Origin of the sequence: Pseudonocardia sp. CA-107938, assembly GCF_050936315.1 — a bacterium.
Taxonomy (GTDB): domain Bacteria; phylum Actinomycetota; class Actinomycetes; order Mycobacteriales; family Pseudonocardiaceae; genus Pseudonocardia.
This window is the reverse complement of sequence record NZ_JBNJNA010000001.1, coordinates 3,008,880-3,025,285: the sequence shown is the minus strand read 5'-3', so window position 1 is coordinate 3,025,285 and position 16,406 is coordinate 3,008,880. Positions and strand designations below refer to the sequence as shown.

The 16,406-nt window shown below is 73.1% G+C and carries 18 protein-coding genes; 7 read left to right on the top strand and 11 right to left on the bottom strand.

Annotated elements, in window-relative coordinates; translation table 11 throughout:
• Window positions 1-160: 160 nt before the first annotated feature.
• From hsaB to ACQEVB_RS15055, 5 genes are read right to left on the bottom strand one after another with little or no spacing between them, the layout of a single operon-like run.
• On the bottom strand, window positions 161-721 hold the full coding sequence (hsaB, locus tag ACQEVB_RS15075) for a 3-hydroxy-9,10-secoandrosta-1,3,5(10)-triene-9,17-dione monooxygenase reductase subunit (RefSeq protein WP_432970790.1): 561 nt from the start codon (window positions 719-721) through the stop codon (window positions 161-163).
• Window positions 718-1,620: an iron-dependent extradiol dioxygenase HsaC gene (hsaC, locus tag ACQEVB_RS15070; RefSeq protein WP_432970787.1), complete on the bottom strand. Its 903-nt coding sequence runs from the start codon at window positions 1,618-1,620 to the stop codon at window positions 718-720. The genes hsaB and hsaC overlap by 4 nt, the downstream gene beginning before the upstream one ends.
• Window positions 1,617-2,498, bottom strand: coding sequence for a 4,5:9,10-diseco-3-hydroxy-5,9,17-trioxoandrosta-1(10),2-diene-4-oate hydrolase (hsaD, locus tag ACQEVB_RS15065; RefSeq protein ID WP_432970783.1), 882 nt, complete (start codon window positions 2,496-2,498; stop codon window positions 1,617-1,619). Before hsaD ends, hsaC begins: the two co-directional genes overlap by 4 nt.
• Complete coding sequence (hsaA, locus tag ACQEVB_RS15060; RefSeq protein WP_432970780.1) at window positions 2,498-3,661, bottom strand: 3-hydroxy-9,10-secoandrosta-1,3,5(10)-triene-9,17-dione monooxygenase oxygenase subunit; 1,164 nt, start codon at window positions 3,659-3,661, stop codon at window positions 2,498-2,500. Before hsaA ends, hsaD begins: the two co-directional genes overlap by 1 nt.
• Window positions 3,662-3,670: 9 nt before the next feature.
• Window positions 3,671-5,272 (bottom strand): FAD-binding protein, encoded by a 1,602-nt coding sequence (locus ACQEVB_RS15055; protein WP_432970777.1) that lies wholly within the window; start codon window positions 5,270-5,272, stop codon window positions 3,671-3,673.
• 97 nt (window positions 5,273-5,369) lie between these two features.
• On the opposite strand from ACQEVB_RS15055, the gene kstD reads away from it, so the two are divergent.
• The 6 genes from kstD to ACQEVB_RS15025 all read left to right on the top strand — a co-directional run bounded on the left by kstD (window position 5,370) and on the right by ACQEVB_RS15025 (window position 10,758).
• Window positions 5,370-7,052: a 3-oxosteroid 1-dehydrogenase gene (gene kstD / locus ACQEVB_RS15050; protein ID WP_432970774.1), complete on the top strand. Its 1,683-nt coding sequence runs from the start codon at window positions 5,370-5,372 to the stop codon at window positions 7,050-7,052.
• Window positions 7,049-8,185 (top strand): Rieske 2Fe-2S domain-containing protein, encoded by a 1,137-nt coding sequence (locus ACQEVB_RS15045; RefSeq protein WP_432970771.1) that lies wholly within the window; start codon window positions 7,049-7,051, stop codon window positions 8,183-8,185. Before kstD ends, ACQEVB_RS15045 begins: the two co-directional genes overlap by 4 nt.
• A complete protein-coding gene (locus tag ACQEVB_RS15040) occupies window positions 8,182-8,457 on the top strand; it encodes a hypothetical protein (protein WP_432970768.1) in 276 nt (91 codons plus the stop codon). The genes ACQEVB_RS15045 and ACQEVB_RS15040 overlap by 4 nt, the downstream gene beginning before the upstream one ends.
• A complete protein-coding gene (locus ACQEVB_RS15035; RefSeq protein ID WP_432970765.1) occupies window positions 8,450-9,478 on the top strand; it encodes a 2Fe-2S iron-sulfur cluster-binding protein in 1,029 nt (342 codons plus the stop codon). The genes ACQEVB_RS15040 and ACQEVB_RS15035 overlap by 8 nt, the downstream gene beginning before the upstream one ends.
• 11 nt (window positions 9,479-9,489) lie before the next feature.
• Entirely contained in the window at window positions 9,490-10,347 is an 858-nt protein-coding gene (locus ACQEVB_RS15030; RefSeq protein WP_432970762.1) for a MaoC/PaaZ C-terminal domain-containing protein, read from the top strand.
• Window positions 10,348-10,494: 147 nt separating this feature from the next.
• A complete protein-coding gene (locus ACQEVB_RS15025; RefSeq protein ID WP_432980367.1) occupies window positions 10,495-10,758 on the top strand; it encodes an NUDIX domain-containing protein in 264 nt (87 codons plus the stop codon).
• A gap of 64 nt (window positions 10,759-10,822) precedes the next feature.
• Here the strand turns inward: ACQEVB_RS15025 and ACQEVB_RS15020 are convergent, their stop codons facing one another.
• Window positions 10,823-11,191 (bottom strand): VOC family protein, encoded by a 369-nt coding sequence (locus ACQEVB_RS15020; protein WP_432970759.1) that lies wholly within the window; start codon window positions 11,189-11,191, stop codon window positions 10,823-10,825.
• Window positions 11,192-11,253: 62 nt separating this feature from the next.
• On the opposite strand from ACQEVB_RS15020, the gene ACQEVB_RS15015 reads away from it, so the two are divergent.
• The gene (locus tag ACQEVB_RS15015; protein ID WP_432970756.1) at window positions 11,254-11,688 is read left to right on the top strand and encodes a MarR family winged helix-turn-helix transcriptional regulator; all 435 of its coding nucleotides are present in this window, start codon (window positions 11,254-11,256) and stop codon (window positions 11,686-11,688) included.
• 6 nt (window positions 11,689-11,694) lie between these two features.
• On the opposite strand, the gene ACQEVB_RS15010 is transcribed toward ACQEVB_RS15015, so the two are convergent.
• Genes ACQEVB_RS15010 through ACQEVB_RS14990 form a run of 5 tightly spaced genes read right to left on the bottom strand, consistent with a single transcriptional unit; the run spans window position 11,695 to window position 16,354 of the window.
• Window positions 11,695-12,864 carry a lipid-transfer protein gene (locus ACQEVB_RS15010; protein WP_432970753.1) on the bottom strand — a complete coding sequence of 390 codons (1,170 nt, stop codon included), beginning with the start codon at window positions 12,862-12,864 and terminating at the stop codon, window positions 11,695-11,697.
• Complete coding sequence (locus tag ACQEVB_RS15005; RefSeq protein ID WP_432970750.1) at window positions 12,861-13,241, bottom strand: acyl dehydratase; 381 nt, start codon at window positions 13,239-13,241, stop codon at window positions 12,861-12,863. Before ACQEVB_RS15005 ends, ACQEVB_RS15010 begins: the two co-directional genes overlap by 4 nt.
• Window positions 13,238-14,119, bottom strand: a complete 882-nt coding sequence (locus ACQEVB_RS15000) for a bifunctional MaoC family dehydratase N-terminal/OB-fold nucleic acid binding domain-containing protein (protein WP_432970747.1) — start codon at window positions 14,117-14,119, stop codon at window positions 13,238-13,240. The genes ACQEVB_RS15005 and ACQEVB_RS15000 overlap by 4 nt, the downstream gene beginning before the upstream one ends.
• Window positions 14,116-15,288 (bottom strand): acyl-CoA dehydrogenase family protein, encoded by a 1,173-nt coding sequence (locus ACQEVB_RS14995; RefSeq protein WP_432970744.1) that lies wholly within the window; start codon window positions 15,286-15,288, stop codon window positions 14,116-14,118. Before ACQEVB_RS14995 ends, ACQEVB_RS15000 begins: the two co-directional genes overlap by 4 nt.
• Before the next feature lie 10 nt (window positions 15,289-15,298).
• Window positions 15,299-16,354 carry an acyl-CoA dehydrogenase family protein gene (locus ACQEVB_RS14990; protein WP_432970741.1) on the bottom strand — a complete coding sequence of 352 codons (1,056 nt, stop codon included), beginning with the start codon at window positions 16,352-16,354 and terminating at the stop codon, window positions 15,299-15,301.
• Window positions 16,355-16,406 lie beyond the last annotated feature (52 nt).

Sequence of the window (16,406 nt, the reverse complement as noted above, 5' to 3'; positions counted from 1 at the left end):
GCCCGATGCGCGCCCCGGCGGAGCCGCGGAGGGGCCGCAACCTCGGACATCCGTGATCAAGGGCAAAACGTCGTCAGTTGATCTTCCGCAGTGACATTTTGCCCTTGATCACCGAACACTGACCGGGGCGCGGGCCGCGCACACCGGAAGCCGGGGCTGGTCAGAGCCAGTTGTCGTGCTGCGGCCAGGTGAGGAAGGACTCCAGCACCTCACCTGCGGGCGTGGGCGGCGGGGCGACGACCTCGGTGACCGTGTAGCCGCCCCGGTAGAACAGCAGCGGCCGGTCCCCGTCCCGAGCGTCCAGGTCAGTGACCCGCCCGACGACGACATGATGGTCCCCGCCGGAGTGCACGGTCTCGATCTCCGCGTCCACCCACGACAGCACCCCGTCGAGGACGGGCGCGCCACCGGGCGACGGTGTCCACGAGACGCCGGCGAACTTGTCGGCGCCGCGGGAGCCGAAGCGGCGGGAGAGGTCCTGCTGCCGCGCGGACAGCACGTTGACGCAGAACCGGCCCGAACGCGAGATCACCGGCCACGTCTGGGAGCTGCGGCCCGGGCAGAACAGCACGAGCGGTGGGTCCAGCGAGAGCGCGGCGAACGCCTGGCAGGCGAACCCGACCGGCACCCCGTCGGCGCACCCCGTCACCACGGTGACGCCGGTGGCGAAGTGCCCGAGGACGGTGCGGAACCGGTCGGGATCCACCAGCGCCCGGGTCACTTCCGCATGCCCACGCTGAAGTCGTGGCCCCACAGGCTCACCGCGGTGCTCTCCCGCGCGACCCAGCGGTCGTCGTCGCGCACCTGCCGGCCCTCGGTGCCGAACTCGACGTCGAAGCCGCCGGGCGTCTTCATGTAGAACGACAGCATCAGGTCGTTGACGTGCCGGCCGAGCGTCGCCGACATCGGCACCTTGCGGCGCAGCGCGCGGTCCAGCGCGAGCCCGACGTCGTCGGTGTGCCCGACCTCGACCATCAGGTGCACGATCCCGCTGGGCGTCGGCATCGGCAGGAACGCGAGGCTGTGGTGGCGCGGGTTGCAGCCGAAGAACCGCAGCCACGCCGGCGGCCCGTCGGCGGGGCGGCCCACCATCTGCGGCGGGAGCCGCATGGAGTCGCGCAGCTTGAAGCCGAGGACGTCGCGGTAGAACCGCAGCGACGCCTCGTCGTCGTGCGTCGAGAGCACGACGTGCCCGAGCCCCTGCTCGCCGGTGACGAACGTGTGCCCGTACGGGCTGACGACGCGCCGGTGCTCCAGCGCGACGCCGTGGACGACCTCCTGCGCGTTGCCCGACGGGTCGTCGAACGAGATGAGCTCGTGCACCTTCCGGTCGGCGCACTCCGCCGCGGTGCCCTCCTTGACGGGCACCCCGGCGGCCTCCAGCGCGCGGCGCACCTCGTCGAGCGCGGCCGCGTTCGCCGCCTCCCACCCCACAGCCGCTAGCCGGTCCTGCGAACCCGGCAGGATCACGAGCCGGGCGGGGAAGTCGTCCATCCGCAGGTAGAGGGCGTCCGGGTCGCTGCCCTTGCCCTCGACCATGCCGAGCACCTTGAGCCCGAACTCGCGCCACGCGGCCACGTCGGTGGCCTCGATGCGCAGGTAGGCGAGCGACTGGATCATGTTGCTGCGCTCCCGTCCAGGAAGTCGGTCACGAGCCGGTTGAACTCCTCGAACTTCTCCAGCTGCGCCCAGTGCCCGCACCCGCCGAAGACGTGCAGCTGCGCACGCCGGATCAGCTTGAGCGCGACGAGCGCGCCGTCGAGCGGGTTCACCCGGTCCTCCCGGCCCCAGATCAGCAGCACCTGGTGCCGCAGGCGGTGTGCCTCGCGCCAGAGCATCCCGTCCTCGTACGTCGCGGGGTCGCTGAACGTGGCGCCCATCGCGGCCATCGCGCGCAGCGCGGCCGGGTCGCTGGCCGCCGCGAACCGCTCGTCGATCAGCTCGTCGGTGACCAGCGACCGGTCGTGCACGAGGGTGCGCAGGAACGCCGCGAGCTTCTCCTTGCTCGGGCCCGGCGGCGCGGCGAACTCGTAGAGCCGCTTGATGCCCTCGGTGGGGTCGGGCGCGAAGACGTTGAGCGAGAGCCCGCCGGGGGCCATCAGCACCATGCGGCTCACCCGGTCGGGGTGGCGCAGCCCGAACCGCACCGCGGTGCCGCCGCCGAGCGAGTTGCCCACCAGGTGCACCTTCGCGAGCCCGAGCGTGTCGAGCAGCCCGGCCAGCGCGTCCGCGCTCTGCGTGAAGTACTGCTCCTTGCCGACGGGGCCCTCGGAGCGGCCGTAGCCGGGCTGGTCGACGGCGAGCGTGCGGAACGCCCGCGCGAAGACCTCCACGTTGGGCCCGAAGTTGCTCCACGCCGACGCGCCGGGCCCGCCCCCGTGCAGCAGCACCACGGCGGTGTCGTGCTCGGCGCCGGCCTCGTGGTAGTGGATGCGCAGGTCAGGGGCCACCTGCGCGGTGCGGCTGGTCGATTCGTAGCTGGTGGTGGCGACCGTCATCAGATCATCGCGTCCTGGACGGGGGCGCCGAACTCGGCGGCGCCGAACATCGACATGGCCCGTTCCGGGTCGTTGATGGCGTGCATGCGGCCGGCGTGCGCGTCGCGCCAGAACCGCTGGATCGGCGTGCCGCTCTTCAGGACGCGCCCGCCGGAGTTCTCGAACAGCGTGTCGATGGCGGCGATCGCCCGTCCGGTGCCGCGGACCTGGTCGCGGCGCACCTGCAGCCGCAGCGTCATCGGGATCTTCTCCCCCGCCGTGGCGTGCCGCATGAGCTCCGCCATGTTGCGTTCGAGCTGCAGCCAGGCGGCGTCGATCTCGCCGGCGGCGTCGGCCACCCGCACCTGCGAGTACGGGTCCGCGGCCGCCTTGCCGCCGAACGACGCCCGCACCCGCTCACGCATGTACGCGACGTGCGCGTCGTACGCGCCGGTGGCCATGCCGATGATCGGCGTGGTGATCGCGTAGGAGAACACCGACGCGAACGGCAGCCGGTACGACGGGCCGGGGTTGACCTCCTGGCCGGGGCAGCGGCAGCGCGAGGTGTCGGCGAAGCTCAGCGCGCGGTGCGCCGGCACGAACGCGTCCTCGACGACGATGTCGTTGCTGCCGGTGCCGCGCAGCCCGACGGTGTCCCACACGTCCTCGATCGCGTAGTCGCCGAGCGGCAGCAGGAACGTGCAGAAGTCGATCTGGTTGCCGTCGGCGTCGGTGACGATGCCGCCGAGCAGCACCCAGGTGGCGTGGTCGCAGCCGGAGGAGAAGCTCCAGCGGCCCTTCAGCCGGTAGCCCCCGTCGACGGCCACCGCGCGGCCGGTCGGGGCGTACGACGACGAGAGCCGGGTGTGCGGGTCCGGGCCCCACACGTCGTCCTGCGCCTGCTCGGGGAACAGCGCCAATTGCCACGGGTGCACCCCGACGACGGACGCGACCCAGCCGGTGGAGCCGCACGCGCTCGCGATCGACCGGACCGCGGTGTAGAACGTCGTCGGGTCGGCCTCCGCTCCCCCGTAGCGCTTCGGCTGGAGCAGCCGGAACAGCCCGGCCTCCTGCAGCGCCTTGATCGACTCCTCCGGCACGCGCCGGGCGTCCTCGGCCTCCTGCGCGCGCTCCCGCAACGCCGGCAGCAGTTCACCCACGGCCTCGACGACGTTCCCACCCATGGGCCGAGACTAGAACGCGTTCTCGTTTCTGTCGACCCCGGCGAGCCGGCGTCCGGCGCGCCGGCCCGAGAAGACGCAGTCGGCCAGCGACAGCCCGCTGATGTACGAGTTCGAGCAGAGCCCGACAGCTGAGCGCCCGGCGGCGTGCAGGCCCGCGATCGGTGCCCCGTCGGCGCGCAGGACGGCGCCGGTGTCCTCGTCCACGACGAGCCCGCCGAGCGTCAGCATGGGGCAGGGGTAGAACCGGCTCGGGCGCACCGAGACGTCGATCAACGAGAACGGTGGCGTGAGCAGCGGCCGGACGAACTCAGCCGGCTTCCCGGCCGGGTCCGGGGCACCTGCGCGGGCGGCGTCGTTGTGCGCGGTGAGGGTGGCCCGCAACCCGACGGCATCGAGCCCGGCCGCGCGGGCGACGTCCTCGACCGTCGACCCGCTGACCCGCAGGGCGCCCAGCATGTGCCGCGCCTGCATGCGCTGGAACCACACCGTCTGGTCGTGCAGCTGCTGCCGCGCCTCCGCGACCAGCGGCGCGTCGACGAGCAGCCAGCCGCGGCCGCCGTGCTCCTCGATCATCGCGCGGCCGATGGCGGCGCCGTACCGGGACTCGTCGCAGATCCGGCGCCCGTCCGGTCCGACGAGCACCGCGCTGAGGAACGCGCTGGGCGGCGTGATGAACCGCCACGCCGAGACGGAGTCGAGCCGGGCCGTCGCCCCGCCGGCGGCCACGCCCAGCCGGATGGCGCTGCCGTCGTCTCCGGCGGTGCCGAGCGGAAGCCCGCCCCGGTAGGCAGGCGCGTGCGCGCGCAGCATCGCCCGGTCGGCGACGAACCCGCCGGCCGCCAGCACGACGCCCTGCCGGGCTCGCACCCGCAACGGACGGGCGGAGCGGCGTTCGATCGCGGCGGCGCGCCCGTGCAGGAGCCGCCGCAGCGGCGGCACGTAGAGGCCGGGCTTGGTGGCGTAGCGGCTCAGCGCCCGGTGCGCGGCCACCGGCGCACCGGAGAGCGCCGCGCAGTCCACGCCGACGACGCGCTCGCCGTCGAGGACGAGCTGCTGGGCCGTGGTCTGCGTCAGCACCCGCACGCCCAGGCTCTCGACGGCGGCGGCGAGGTGCGCGAACAGCGCCTTGCCCGACGTTCCCGGCGCGCGGACACGGTGCCCGCGCGGCACCGGCGGCGCGACGTCGCGGAAGCCACCGGAGGCCTCGCTGCCGGAGAAGTAGAGGTAATGGCGGTCGCTCGGGTACGACGTCTTGTACGGGCACAGGCTGCCCTCGAACGGCACGCCCAGCTCGGCGAGCCACGCCACCATGGCGGCGCTCTCGTCGCAGAAGCGGCGCAGGGTTCGGGGCGACACCGCGTCGCCGATCTCCTGGCTCAGGTAGGCGAACATGGCGTCGGGCGTGTCGTCGACGCCGGCCGCGCGCTGGTACTCGGTGCCGCCGCCGGCGTAGACCACCCCGCCGGAGAGCGCGGTCGCGCCGCCGCCGGCGAACCGGTCGATCAGCACGACCTCCGCACCGGCGCGGGCCGCCTCGATCGCGGCGCACGCGCCCGCCGCGCCGAAACCCACGATCACGACGTCGGCGGTCAGCTCGTCACGAAGATCCACCGGCCACCTCCGGATTGCAACGCGTTCTCGCGGTCACCGTAGCGCGCCGGACGCGATTTCTATAACCTGTTCTAGTTCGGAGCGACGGGGAGGCGAGATGGCGGTCGACGAGTTCGACGTCGTCGTGGTGGGCAGCGGTGCCGCCGGGATGACCGCGGCGCTGACCGCTGCGCACCACGGTCTCACGGCCGTCGTCGTGGAGAAGGCGGAGTGCTTCGGCGGGTCGACGGCCCGGTCCGGCGGCGGCGTGTGGGTCCCTGACAACACGGTGCTCCGCAAGGCCGGGGTGCGCGATTCCCCGCAGCAGGCCGCGGCCTACCTGGAGCACCTGCTCGGCGACCAGATCGCCGAACCTCGGCGCGCCGCACTGCTGCGGCACGGCCCGGACATGCTCGACCTCGTCCTCGCGAAGACCCCCCTCGAATTCGCCTGGGTGCCCGGCTACGCCGACTACTACCCCGAGGCGCCCGGCGGCGTCCCGGAGGGGCGCAGCATCGAGCCCCGGCCGCTGGACGCGCGCGTGCTCGGCGCCGAGCTGGTCCACCTCAACCCGCCGTACATCGCGACGCCGGCCGGCATCACGATCACGCAGGCCGACTTCCGCTGGCTGAACCTGGTCACCCGGCACCCGCGGGGCGTGCTGCGGGCCGGGCGGGTGGCCGGCCGGCGGGTGCTCTCGACGGTGCTGCGGCGCCGCGTGCTGACGATGGGCCAGGCGCTCGCCGCCGGCCTGCGCGCGGGCCTGCTCGCTGCGGACGTGCCGGTGCGGCTGGGCGTCCCGCTGGTCGACCTGGAGGTGGACGACGACCGCGTGGTCGGGGTGCGGGTCGCCGACGGGCTCATCCGGGCCACCCGCGGGGTGATCCTCGCGTCGGGCGGGTTCGAGCACAACGCGGCCATGCGCGAGCGCTACCAGCAGGCCCCGATCGGCACGGCGTGGACGACGGGTGCGGCCACCAACACCGGCGACGGCATCGAGGCCGGTCAGCGGCTCGGCGCGGCCGTCGACCTCATGGACGACGCGTGGTGGGGCCCGTCGATCCCGCTCAGCGGCGGCCCCTACTTCTGCCTGGCCGAGCGCACGCTGCCCGGTTCGATCATGGTCAACGGCGCTGGCCGGCGGTTCGTCAACGAGGCGGCGCCGTACGTCGACGCCGTGCACGCGATGTACGCGGGGCACGCCACCGGCGTCAGCCACATCCCGGCGTGGCTGGTCCTCGACCAGCGCTATCGCAACCGCTACCCGTTCGCCGGCCTCGGTCCGCGCCAGCCCTTCCCCGGTCGCTGGCGCAAGGTCGGCGCGGTGCACACCGCCACGACGCTCCCCGAGCTCGCCGCCGCGATCGACGTGCCGGCGGACGCGCTGACGGCCACGGTCGCGGAGTTCAACGGCTTCGCCCGCACCGGCCGCGACGAGCAGTTCGGCCGCGGCGAGAGCGCGTACGACAAGTACTACGGCGACCCGCGGCAACGGCCGAACCCGAGCCTCGCGGAGCTGTCGACCGCCCCGTTCCACGCCGTGCGGATCGTGCCGGGAGACCTCGGCACGAAGGGCGGCCTGCGCGTCGACGAGCGGTGGCGCGTGCTGCGCGAGGACGGCACGGCCGTCGACGGGCTCTACGCCGCGGGCAACGCGAGCGCGGCGGTGATGGGCCACACCTACGCCGGCGCCGGAGCGACCATCGGACCCGCGATGACCGGCGGGTACGTCGCCGCCCTCGACCTGGCGACCGGTGCCAGGACCGAGCGCGTCGACCGAGCAAGCGGAGGAATGCGATGACCCCGGACGACGCGGTGCGCACGATCGACGTCGGCACGGTGCCGACGCGGTTCGCGCGCGGCTGGCACTGCCTCGGCCTCGCCGAGCCGTTCCTGGACGGGAAGCCGCACGCCGTCGAGGCGTTCGGCACGAAGCTGGTGGTGTTCGCCGACTCGGCCGGCGAGCCGCACGTGCTCGACGCCTACTGCCGGCACATGGGCGGCGACCTCTCCCAGGGCAGCGTCAAGGGCGACGCCGTGGCCTGCCCGTTCCACGACTGGCGCTGGGCCGGCAACGGCCGCTGCGTGGGCATCCCGTACGCGAAGCGGGTGCCGCCGCGGGCCCGGACGCGATCGTGGATCACGCTCGTGGAGAACAAGCAGCTGTTCGTGTGGCACGACCCGGAGGGCAACCCGCCGCCACCGGAGGTGATCATCCCGCGCGTCGAGGGCGCGTTCTCCGACGAGTGGAGCAACTGGACCTGGGACTCGGTCCGGATCGAGGGCTCGAACTGCCGGGAGATCATCGACAACGTCGTCGACATGGCGCACTTCTTCTACGTGCACTACGCGTTCCCGACGTACTTCAAGAACATCTTCGAGGGCCACATCGCCACGCAGAACCTCAACACCCGGGGCCGCGCGGACATCGGCTCCGGCTCGACGTACTCGGGCGCGGACAACATCGCGCGCTCGGAGGCCTCGTACTACGGGCCGTCGTACATGATCGACAAGCTCTGGAACGAGTACAAGGGCTTCACGATCGAGACGATCCTGATCAACTGCCACTACCCCGTCACCGCCGACTCGTTCGTGCTGCAGTGGGGCGTCATCGTGCGCAAGCCGCCGGGCATCTCCGACGCCGACGCCGACCGGCTGGCCGCGAAGTTCGCGAAGGGCACCGGCGTCGGGTTCCTGCAGGACGTCGAGATCTGGAAGAACAAGACCCGCATCGACAACCCGCTGCTCTGCGAGGAGGACGGGCCGGTCTACCAGCTGCGGCGCTGGTACGAGCAGTTCTACGTCGACGTCGCCGACGTCACCGAGGAGATGACGCAGCGGTTCGAGTTCGAGGTCGACACCACCCGCGCAGTGCAGGCGTGGGAGGAGGAGGTGGCCGCGAACCTGCGCCGCCGCGAGTCCGGCGTGCCGTGACCGGGCCGCTGCGCGACCCCCGCGAGCTCGCCGCGGCCACCGCGGCCGACCGGCGCGCCCACCTCGTCGACGGGCTGACGGCCGTCGAGTGTCGGCGCTGCGGGGCGTGCGCGCTGGTCAGGAAGAGCAGCCTCGCGCAGACGAGCATCCAGTGGACCGCGGAGGCGGTGCACCGCTGCCAGGCCTACCTGGCCAGCACCGGGTGCGCCGACCTGCACGGCAGCATCGACGCCGCGGTCGCGGCCGGCCGACTCCCGGTGCACGGTGGCTGAGCCGCGGGCGCACCGGCTCCGCGTCGCCGAGGTGGTCGCGGAGACACCCGACGCGCGCTCGGTCGTCCTCGAGGTGCCGGCCGAGCTGGCGCAGCACTACGCCTACCGGCCGGGCCAGTTCCTCACGCTGCGCATCCCTGGGCCCGAGGGCGCGGCGCTGGCCCGGTGCTACTCGCTGTCCAGCTCGCCGCACGAGGGCGACCGGCTGACCGTCACCGTGAAGCGCGTCGACGAGGGCTGGGGCTCCAACTGGATCTGCGACAACGTCGCCGTCGGGATGGAGCTGGACACGCTGCCGCCCGCGGGCACGTTCACCCCGCGCTCGCTCGACGACGACCTCGTCCTCTTCGCCGCCGGCAGCGGGATCACGCCCGTCATCTCGATCGTGCGCGCGGTGCTCGCGCGGGGCCGCGGCAAGCTGGTGCTGTTCTACGCCAACCGCGACGAGCAGTCGGTGATCTTCGCTGCCGAGCTGCGCGCGCTCGCCGCCGCACATCCGAACCGGCTGGTGGTCCTGCACTGGTTGGAGAGCGTGCAGGGCCTGCCCGCGCAGGCGCAGCTGGTCGAGCTGGCTCGCCCGTTCACCGAGCGCGAGTTCTTCCTCTGCGGGCCGCTGCCGTTCATGGACGAGGTCACGCACGCGCTGCGCGAGCTCGGGGTGCCGCGCAAGCGCGTCCACATCGAGCGGTTCGTCTCGCTCACCGACGACCCGTTCGACGTCGAACCTGCGCCTGCCGTCGAGGGCGCCAGCAGCACCGTCGAGGTCTCGCTCGACGGGGAACAGCACACCTTGGACTGGCCGGCCGGCACGAAGCTGCTCGACCTGCTGCGCGACAAAGGCCTCGACGCACCGTTCTCCTGCCGGGAGGGCGCGTGCAGCGCGTGCGCGTGCCGGATCACCGCCGGCGAGGTCACGATGCTGCGGAACCAGGTGCTCGACCAGACCGACCTCGACGAGGGCTACATCCTGGCCTGCCAGGCCCTGGCCGCCAGCGACAGCGTCTCCGTCACCTACGACTGATCGGCGATCCCGTGCCCATCGACCCGGACCAGGCCATCGGCGCCGCCCTTCCCGAGCGCGCGTTCCGCTGGGACACCTCCGACGTGCTGCTCTACCACCTCGCGCTCGGTGCCGGCACCGATCCCGTCGACCCGCGGGAGCTGCGCTACGCGTACGAGGCCGACCTGCAGGTGCTGCCGACGTTCGGCGTCATCGCGCCGACCCTGCGCCTGACCGAGCCGCCGCGCGTCTCGCTGCCCGGCGTCGAGATCGACCTGGCCGCCGTGCTGCACGGCAGCCAGGAGATCACCGTGCCCGGCCCGCTGCCCACGGCGGGCAGCGCCGTGGCGCGCGGGCGGATCGTCGACGTCCAGGACAAGGGCAGCGCGGCCGTGATCGTCCAGGAGACCGAGGTCGTCGACGCGGCCGGCACCCTGCTGTGGACGGCCCGGTCCAGCATCTTCGCCCGCGGCGAGGGCGGCTTCGGTGGCCACCGCGGATCGGCCGCGCGGGTACCCGCGCCCGACCGCTCACCCGACGCCGAACTGCTGACCCCGACCCTGCCGCAGCAGGCGCTCTGGTACCGGCTGTGCGGCGACCGCAACCCGCTGCACGCCGACCCCGCCTTCGCCGCGCGCGCCGGGTTCGACCGGCCGATCCTGCACGGGCTGTGCACGTACGGGATGGTCTGCAAGGCCGTCGTCGACGGCCTCCTCGACGGCGACGCGGCCAAGGTCGGCACCTTCTCCGCCCGCTTCGCCGGGGTGGTGGTGCCGGGCGAGACGCTCCGCACACGGGTGTGGGACACCGGGGAGCAGCTCGTGCTCGCCACGTCGGTCGCAGGCACCGACACCCCGGTGCTGGCCGATGCAGTGCTGGCCCGGCGCTGAGGAGCGCGGCCGGTGGGGCGGCGTTGATCATGGGCAAAACGTTGTGGTGGATCGATTCACAAACAACGGTTTGCCCATGATCGACGGCCGTGCGGGCCTGGCTGCTCCGGGCGGCCGTGATCAAGGGCAAAAGGTCGCTCTTGACCGATCCCGGAACGACCTTTTGCCCTTGATCACCGCAACCACCGGGACGGCCACCGCGCTGCGCGATGTCGAGCCCCGAGGAACGAGCGCGACAAGTGGGAGCTGCCCGGCGGGCGGATCGAGATCGGCGAGTCGCCCGAGGACTGTGTGGCTAGGGAGATCGCCGCGGAGACGGGGTGGAAGGTCACGACGGGGCCCGTCCTCGACACGTGGATGTACTACATCGACACGGTGCAGCGGCACGTGTTCATCGCGACGTACGGGTGAGATGGACACCAGTGGGGTTCTGACCACGGAAAACCCGCTCACGTTCACCTCAGGCGTTCGCAGCTCAGCCACGGTCGTGGAGCGTCACGTGGTAGCCGTCGGGATCGGCGAAGGTGAAGGTCCGGCCGAAGGGGCCGTCGATCGGCGCCGAGACGATGGTGTGGCCGTCGGCGGCGAGTGCGTCGTGGATGGCCTGGACGTCGGTGGCGTGGAGCCAGATCGCGACGCCGAGCCCGGGGTGGGCGACGGAGGCGAGATCGGTGCCGGGGAGGACGTCGCGGAGCGCGAACGCGATCGGCTTCGTCTCGAAGACGACGGCGTGCGGCGGGCCGGCCGGCGAGCGGACGAGGCCGAGGTACCGCTCGTAGAACGCCTGCGATGCGGCGAGGTCGCGCGCCTGCAGCGAGATGAAGTCGGGACCGGTGGCGGGCATGGGACTGCTCCTTCTGTTGTGTCAGTCTTCTGACACGCGCCAACCTATGTCAGAATGCTGACATGAGTCAAGCCGGCATCGACCTGGAGACGTCGCTGGGCTACTCGCTGAAGGAGGCGTCGAGCGTGCTCCGCGCAGCCATGGAGGAGGTGCTGCGACCACTCGGGATGACGGTCACGCAGTACAGCTGCCTCGAGCTGCTGGCCCAGCGACCGGGCCTGTCGAACTCCGAGCTCGCCCGGGGCGCGTTCGTGACGCGGCAGTCGATGAACGTGCTGCTCCAGTCCCTGGAACGCGACGGCTACGTGACCAGGCCCGCCGAAGCGCCGGTCGGGAAGGCTCTTCCCGCACGGCTCACACAGCGCGGTCGACGGCGGCTGGAGAAGGCGTCCGCGGCGGTCCGGTCCGTCGAGGTCAGGATGGCCGCGGGCCTGACCGAGGCCGAGCGGGCGGACGCGTTCCGGATCCTGCAGAGCATGATCCGTTCCCTGAGGTGAGGCGGGTCAGCCCGCCGCCAGCACCAGCCCGCTGGTCGGCACACCCGTCCCCGCGGTGACCACCACGTGCTCCACCCCGTCGACCTGGTTGACCGACGTGCCCCGCACCTGCCGCACACCCTCCGCGATGCCGTTCATGCCGTGGATGTAGGCCTCGCCGAGCTGGCCGCCGTGCGGGTTCACCGGGAGAGTGCCGCCGAGCTCGATACCGCCGTCGGCGACGAAGTGCCGGGCCTCGCCGCGCGGGCAGAACCCCAGCTCCTCCAGCTGCACCAGCACGAACGGGGTGAAGTGGTCGTAGAGCATCCCGACCTGGACGTCCGCGGGCCCGATCCCGGCCTGCCGCCACAGCTGCTTCGCCACGACGGCCATCTCGGGGAGGCCGGCCAGGTCGTCGCGGTAGTAGCTGGTCATCGTGAACTGGTCGGGTCCGCTGCCCTGCCCGGCCGCCGCGATCACGGCCGGCGGGTGCGGCAGTTCCCGGGCCCGCTCGGTGCTCGTGACGACGAGGGCCACGCCGCCGTCGCTCTCCTGGCAGCAGTCCAGCAGGTGCAGCGGCTCCACGATCCACCGCGACGCCTGGTGGTCGTCCAGGGTGATCGGGCGGCCGAAGAACCAGGCGTTTGGATTGGTGGCGGCGTGGCGGCGCATTGCGACCGCGACCCGGCCGAAGTCCGCGCTCGTCGCGCCGAACTCGTGCATGTACCGGCGGGCGAACATCGCCACCGTCGCCGCCGGCGTGCTCAGCCCCATCGGGTAGTGCCAGCCGTTGTCGATGCCGCTCGACGTCGCCGCCGCCACCGCGCCGGTCTGGGTGCGGCCGAACCGCAACCCCGAGCGCTCGTTGAACGCCCGGTAGCAGACCACGACGTCGGCCACGCCGGTCGCGACCGCCATCGCCGCCTGCCCGACGGTCGCGCACGCCGCCCCGCCCCCGTACGGGATGCGGCTGAAGAACCGCAGCTCCGGCACGCCCAGCTCGCGAGCCACCGCGATCTCGGCGTTGCTGTCCATCGCGAACGTGACGAGCCCGTCCACGTCCGACGGCCCGAGTCCCGCGTCCGCGAGCGCGGCACGCACCGCCTCCGCGGCCAGCTGCAGCTCGCTGCGCCCGGAGTCCTTCGAGAACTCCGTCGCCCCGATCCCGGCGATCGCCGCCGCCCCGGACAGGCTCATGGCAGCTCCACCCGGACGGTCCCGGTGACGTGGTCGCCAAGGCTGCACCGGCCGACCACCTCGACCACCACCTCCGGTTCGACCGCCACGACCCGGCCGCTCAGCACCAGCGTGTCGCCCGCGTAGCACGGGACGCCGAGCCGGATCGCGACCCCGCGGACCAGCGCGGACGGCGCCCAGTCGGTCACGCAGCGCTGCACGAGGCCCGTCGTCGTGAGGATGTTGAGGAAGATGTCCTTCGACCCGCGGGCCACAGCGGCGTCGCGGTCGTGGTGGACGTCCTGGAAGTCGCGCGTGGCCAGCGCCGTCGAGACCACGAACGTCGGGGTGACGTCGAGCCGCAGCTCCGGCAACACGTCGCCGACGGCGGGAGTCACCGCAGCCCCCAGGCCGGCAACGTCAGCTCGTCATCGATCCGGTCGAACACGATCCGGACGGGCAGACCGACGCGCACCTCCGCCGGGTCGACGTCGCGCAGCTCGCCCAGCACCCGCACCCCTTCCGTCAGTTCCACCAGAGCAACCACGAACGGCAGGCTCCGGCCGGGCACCGGCGGATGGTGGTGCACCACGAAGCTGTAGACCTCACCGTCCCCCGACGCCACGACGTACGACGGGTTGGTCGCACCGCAGCGCGGGCACATCGGCCCCGGTGGGTGGCGCAACGCGCCGCAGTCACCACAGCGCTGCACCCGCAGCTCCCCCTCGGCGAGGCCCGCCCAGAAGAACTCGGTGTCGCGGTTCACCGTCGGACGCAGCACGTCCCGCGGCGGCGGAGGCGGGTCCGGCGGCCGGAACTTGAGCACCCGGAACATCATCTCGGCGACCGGCTCCGCGCCGACGCTCCACGTGCTGACCGTGGTGACGAACCAGCCCTCCCCCAGCGCGGTGCGCTTCGGACCCACGACGTCGGTGAGCCGCGACCGCACCGACAGGTGCTCGCCGGGGCGCAGGTAGCGGTGGTAGGTCTGGGCGCAGTCGGTCGCCACCACCGAGGTGTAGCCGGCCTCGTCGAGGATCGCGGTCATCGCACCGAGCGGGTCGTCGGCCGGGCGCTGCCCGCCCAAGCCGAGCATCGTCCACACCTGCACCATCGCCGGGGGCGCGACCTCGGGGTAGGCGGGGTTCGCGTCGCCGAGCGCCTCGGTCCAGTTGCGCACCATCGGCTCGTTGACCGGGTCCCTGGCCAGCCGCGGGGCGCAGTCCCCGGCCGCGACGAGCCGCCGGGCGGCCTCCTCGATCAGCTGCGTGCTCATCGGGGCACCCGCGGCAGGCCCAGGCCGGCGGTCGCGATCAGCTCGCGCATGACCTCGTTGACGCCGCCGCCGAACGTGATCACCAGGTTGCGCTTGGCGTGCACGTCCAGCCAGCGGGCGAGCCGGGCGGTGTCCGGGTCGGCCGGGTCGCCGTGCCGCCCGACGACCTCTTCGAGGGACCGCCCGATCCGCTGCACCGCCTCCGACCCGAACACCTTCGTGGCGGACGCGTCCGCGATCGTCACCGGCCCAGCCTCTGCGGACGCGGCGACCTCCCAGTTCAGCAGCTCGTTCACGTGCCGGACGGCGAAGCTCTGCGCCAGCGCCCGGCGGACGTCGGGCAGGTCCAGCAGCGGGGTGCCGTCCGGTGCGCTGCGCTCCGCCGCCCACCCGCGTACACGGTCGTGCAGGGCGGCGATCCGGCCCGCCGGGCCGAGCATCACGCGCTCGTGGTTGAGCTGGGTGGTGATCAGCTGCCAGCCGCGGTTCTCCTCCCCCACCCGCATCGACACCGGCACGCGCACGTCCGCGTAGTAGGTGGCGTTGGTGTGGTGCGCGCCGTCGCAGGTGATGATCGGGGTCCACGAGTAGCCGGGGTCGGACGTGTCGACGATGAGGATCGAGATCCCGCGGTGCCGGTCGGCGGCGGGGTCGGTGCGGCAGGCCAGCCACACGAAGTCGGCGTCGTGCCCGCCCGTGGTGAAGATCTTCTGGCCGTTGACGATGTAGGTGTCGCCGTCGCGGACGGCGGTGGTGCGCAGCGCCGCCAGGTCGGTCCCCGCGCCGGGCTCGGTGTAGCCGATCGCGAAGTGCACCTCGCCGGCCAGGATCGCGGGCAGGAACCGTTCGCGCTGCTCGGGGGTGCCGCACGCCTGCAGCGTCGGGCCGACGGTCTGCAGGGTGACCGCCGGCAGCGGGACGTCGGCGCGGGCCGCCTCGTCGACGAAGATCTGCTGCTCGACCTGGCCGAAGCCGCGCCCGCCGTACTCGACGGGCCAACCGACGCCCAGCCACCCGTCCGCGCCCATCCGGCGGACGACGTCGCGGTAGGTCCGGCCGTGCCGCTCGACGAGCAGCTCCTCGCGTTCGGCGGGCGTGAGCAGGCCGGCGAAGTACGCGCGCAGCTCCGCCTGCAGGGCGCGCTGCTCGTCGGTGAGGTCGATCTCCAACGGGGTCTCCTCAGCTCGCTGCCCGCTCGCCCAGCCGCTCGACGCGCAGGTCGAGACCGCCGACGAACCGCGCCAGGTCCTTGCCCCACGCGTAGTGCCGGTGCACCGGGTAGGTGATGTCGACGCCCAGCCCGCCGTGCAGGTGCTGGCAGGTCTGCAGGGCGGCCGGTGCCTCGGCCAGCCAGTAGGCGGCGACGTCGAGGTCGGCGTCGGCAGCGCGCCCGGCGCCGAGCCGCCACGCCGCCGCGCGAGCCGCGAGCTGCAGGATCCTGGCCGCGACGTACACATCGGCGATCTGCTGCGCGACGGCCTGGAACGTGGCCAGCGGCCGCCCGAACTGCTCCCGGGTCGCGATGTGCGTGCTGGTCAGCTCCAGCGCGCCGGTGAGCACCCCGGCGCCCACCGCGCTCGCGCCGGCGAGCGCGCACCGGTGCAGCTCGGCCACGGTGTGGCCGGTGGTGTCGGCGCCGAGCAGCGCGTCGAACGGCACGGACACCCGATCGAGGACGAGCGTGTGCTCGGGCAGCCCGCTCGACGTCGGCGCCGGCACGACGGCGCAGCCCGGCGCCTGCGGGTCGACGAGGAGCACGCCCGTGCCCGTTCCGGGCAGCGCGACCGGCACCAGGACCCGGTGGGCCGACGCGGCGTACGGCACGCCGATCTTGGTGCCGGTGACGACCCACCCGGCGCCGTCGTGCTCGGCGCTCGTGCGCGGCTGCAGCGTCAGCGGAGTCGACGGTTCGTGCAGGGCAGCCGTGAGCACCGCACCTTCCTCCAGCACGACCCGCTGCTGCTCGGCGGTGCCGCACCGGACCACCGGGAGCACGCCGAGCGCCAGCGTGGCCAGCGCGGGCACCGGCGCGGTCCGGCGCCCGACCTCCGTCAGCACCAGCCCGCACTCCACGACGCCGAGCCCGGCCCCGCCGAGCTCCTCGGGGACGGCGAGCGTCAGCAGCCCGGCCTGGCCCAGCGACTTCCACAGCGCCTGCGGGTCGGGCCCCGGCGCCAGCACCTCGCGCGCGAGATCGGCGACCTCGCGCTGGCTCTCGTCCAGGCTGAAGTCCACCCGCACTCCTCGCGCCGATAACTGAAACCTGTTCTAGTATTGGGTCCGCGGG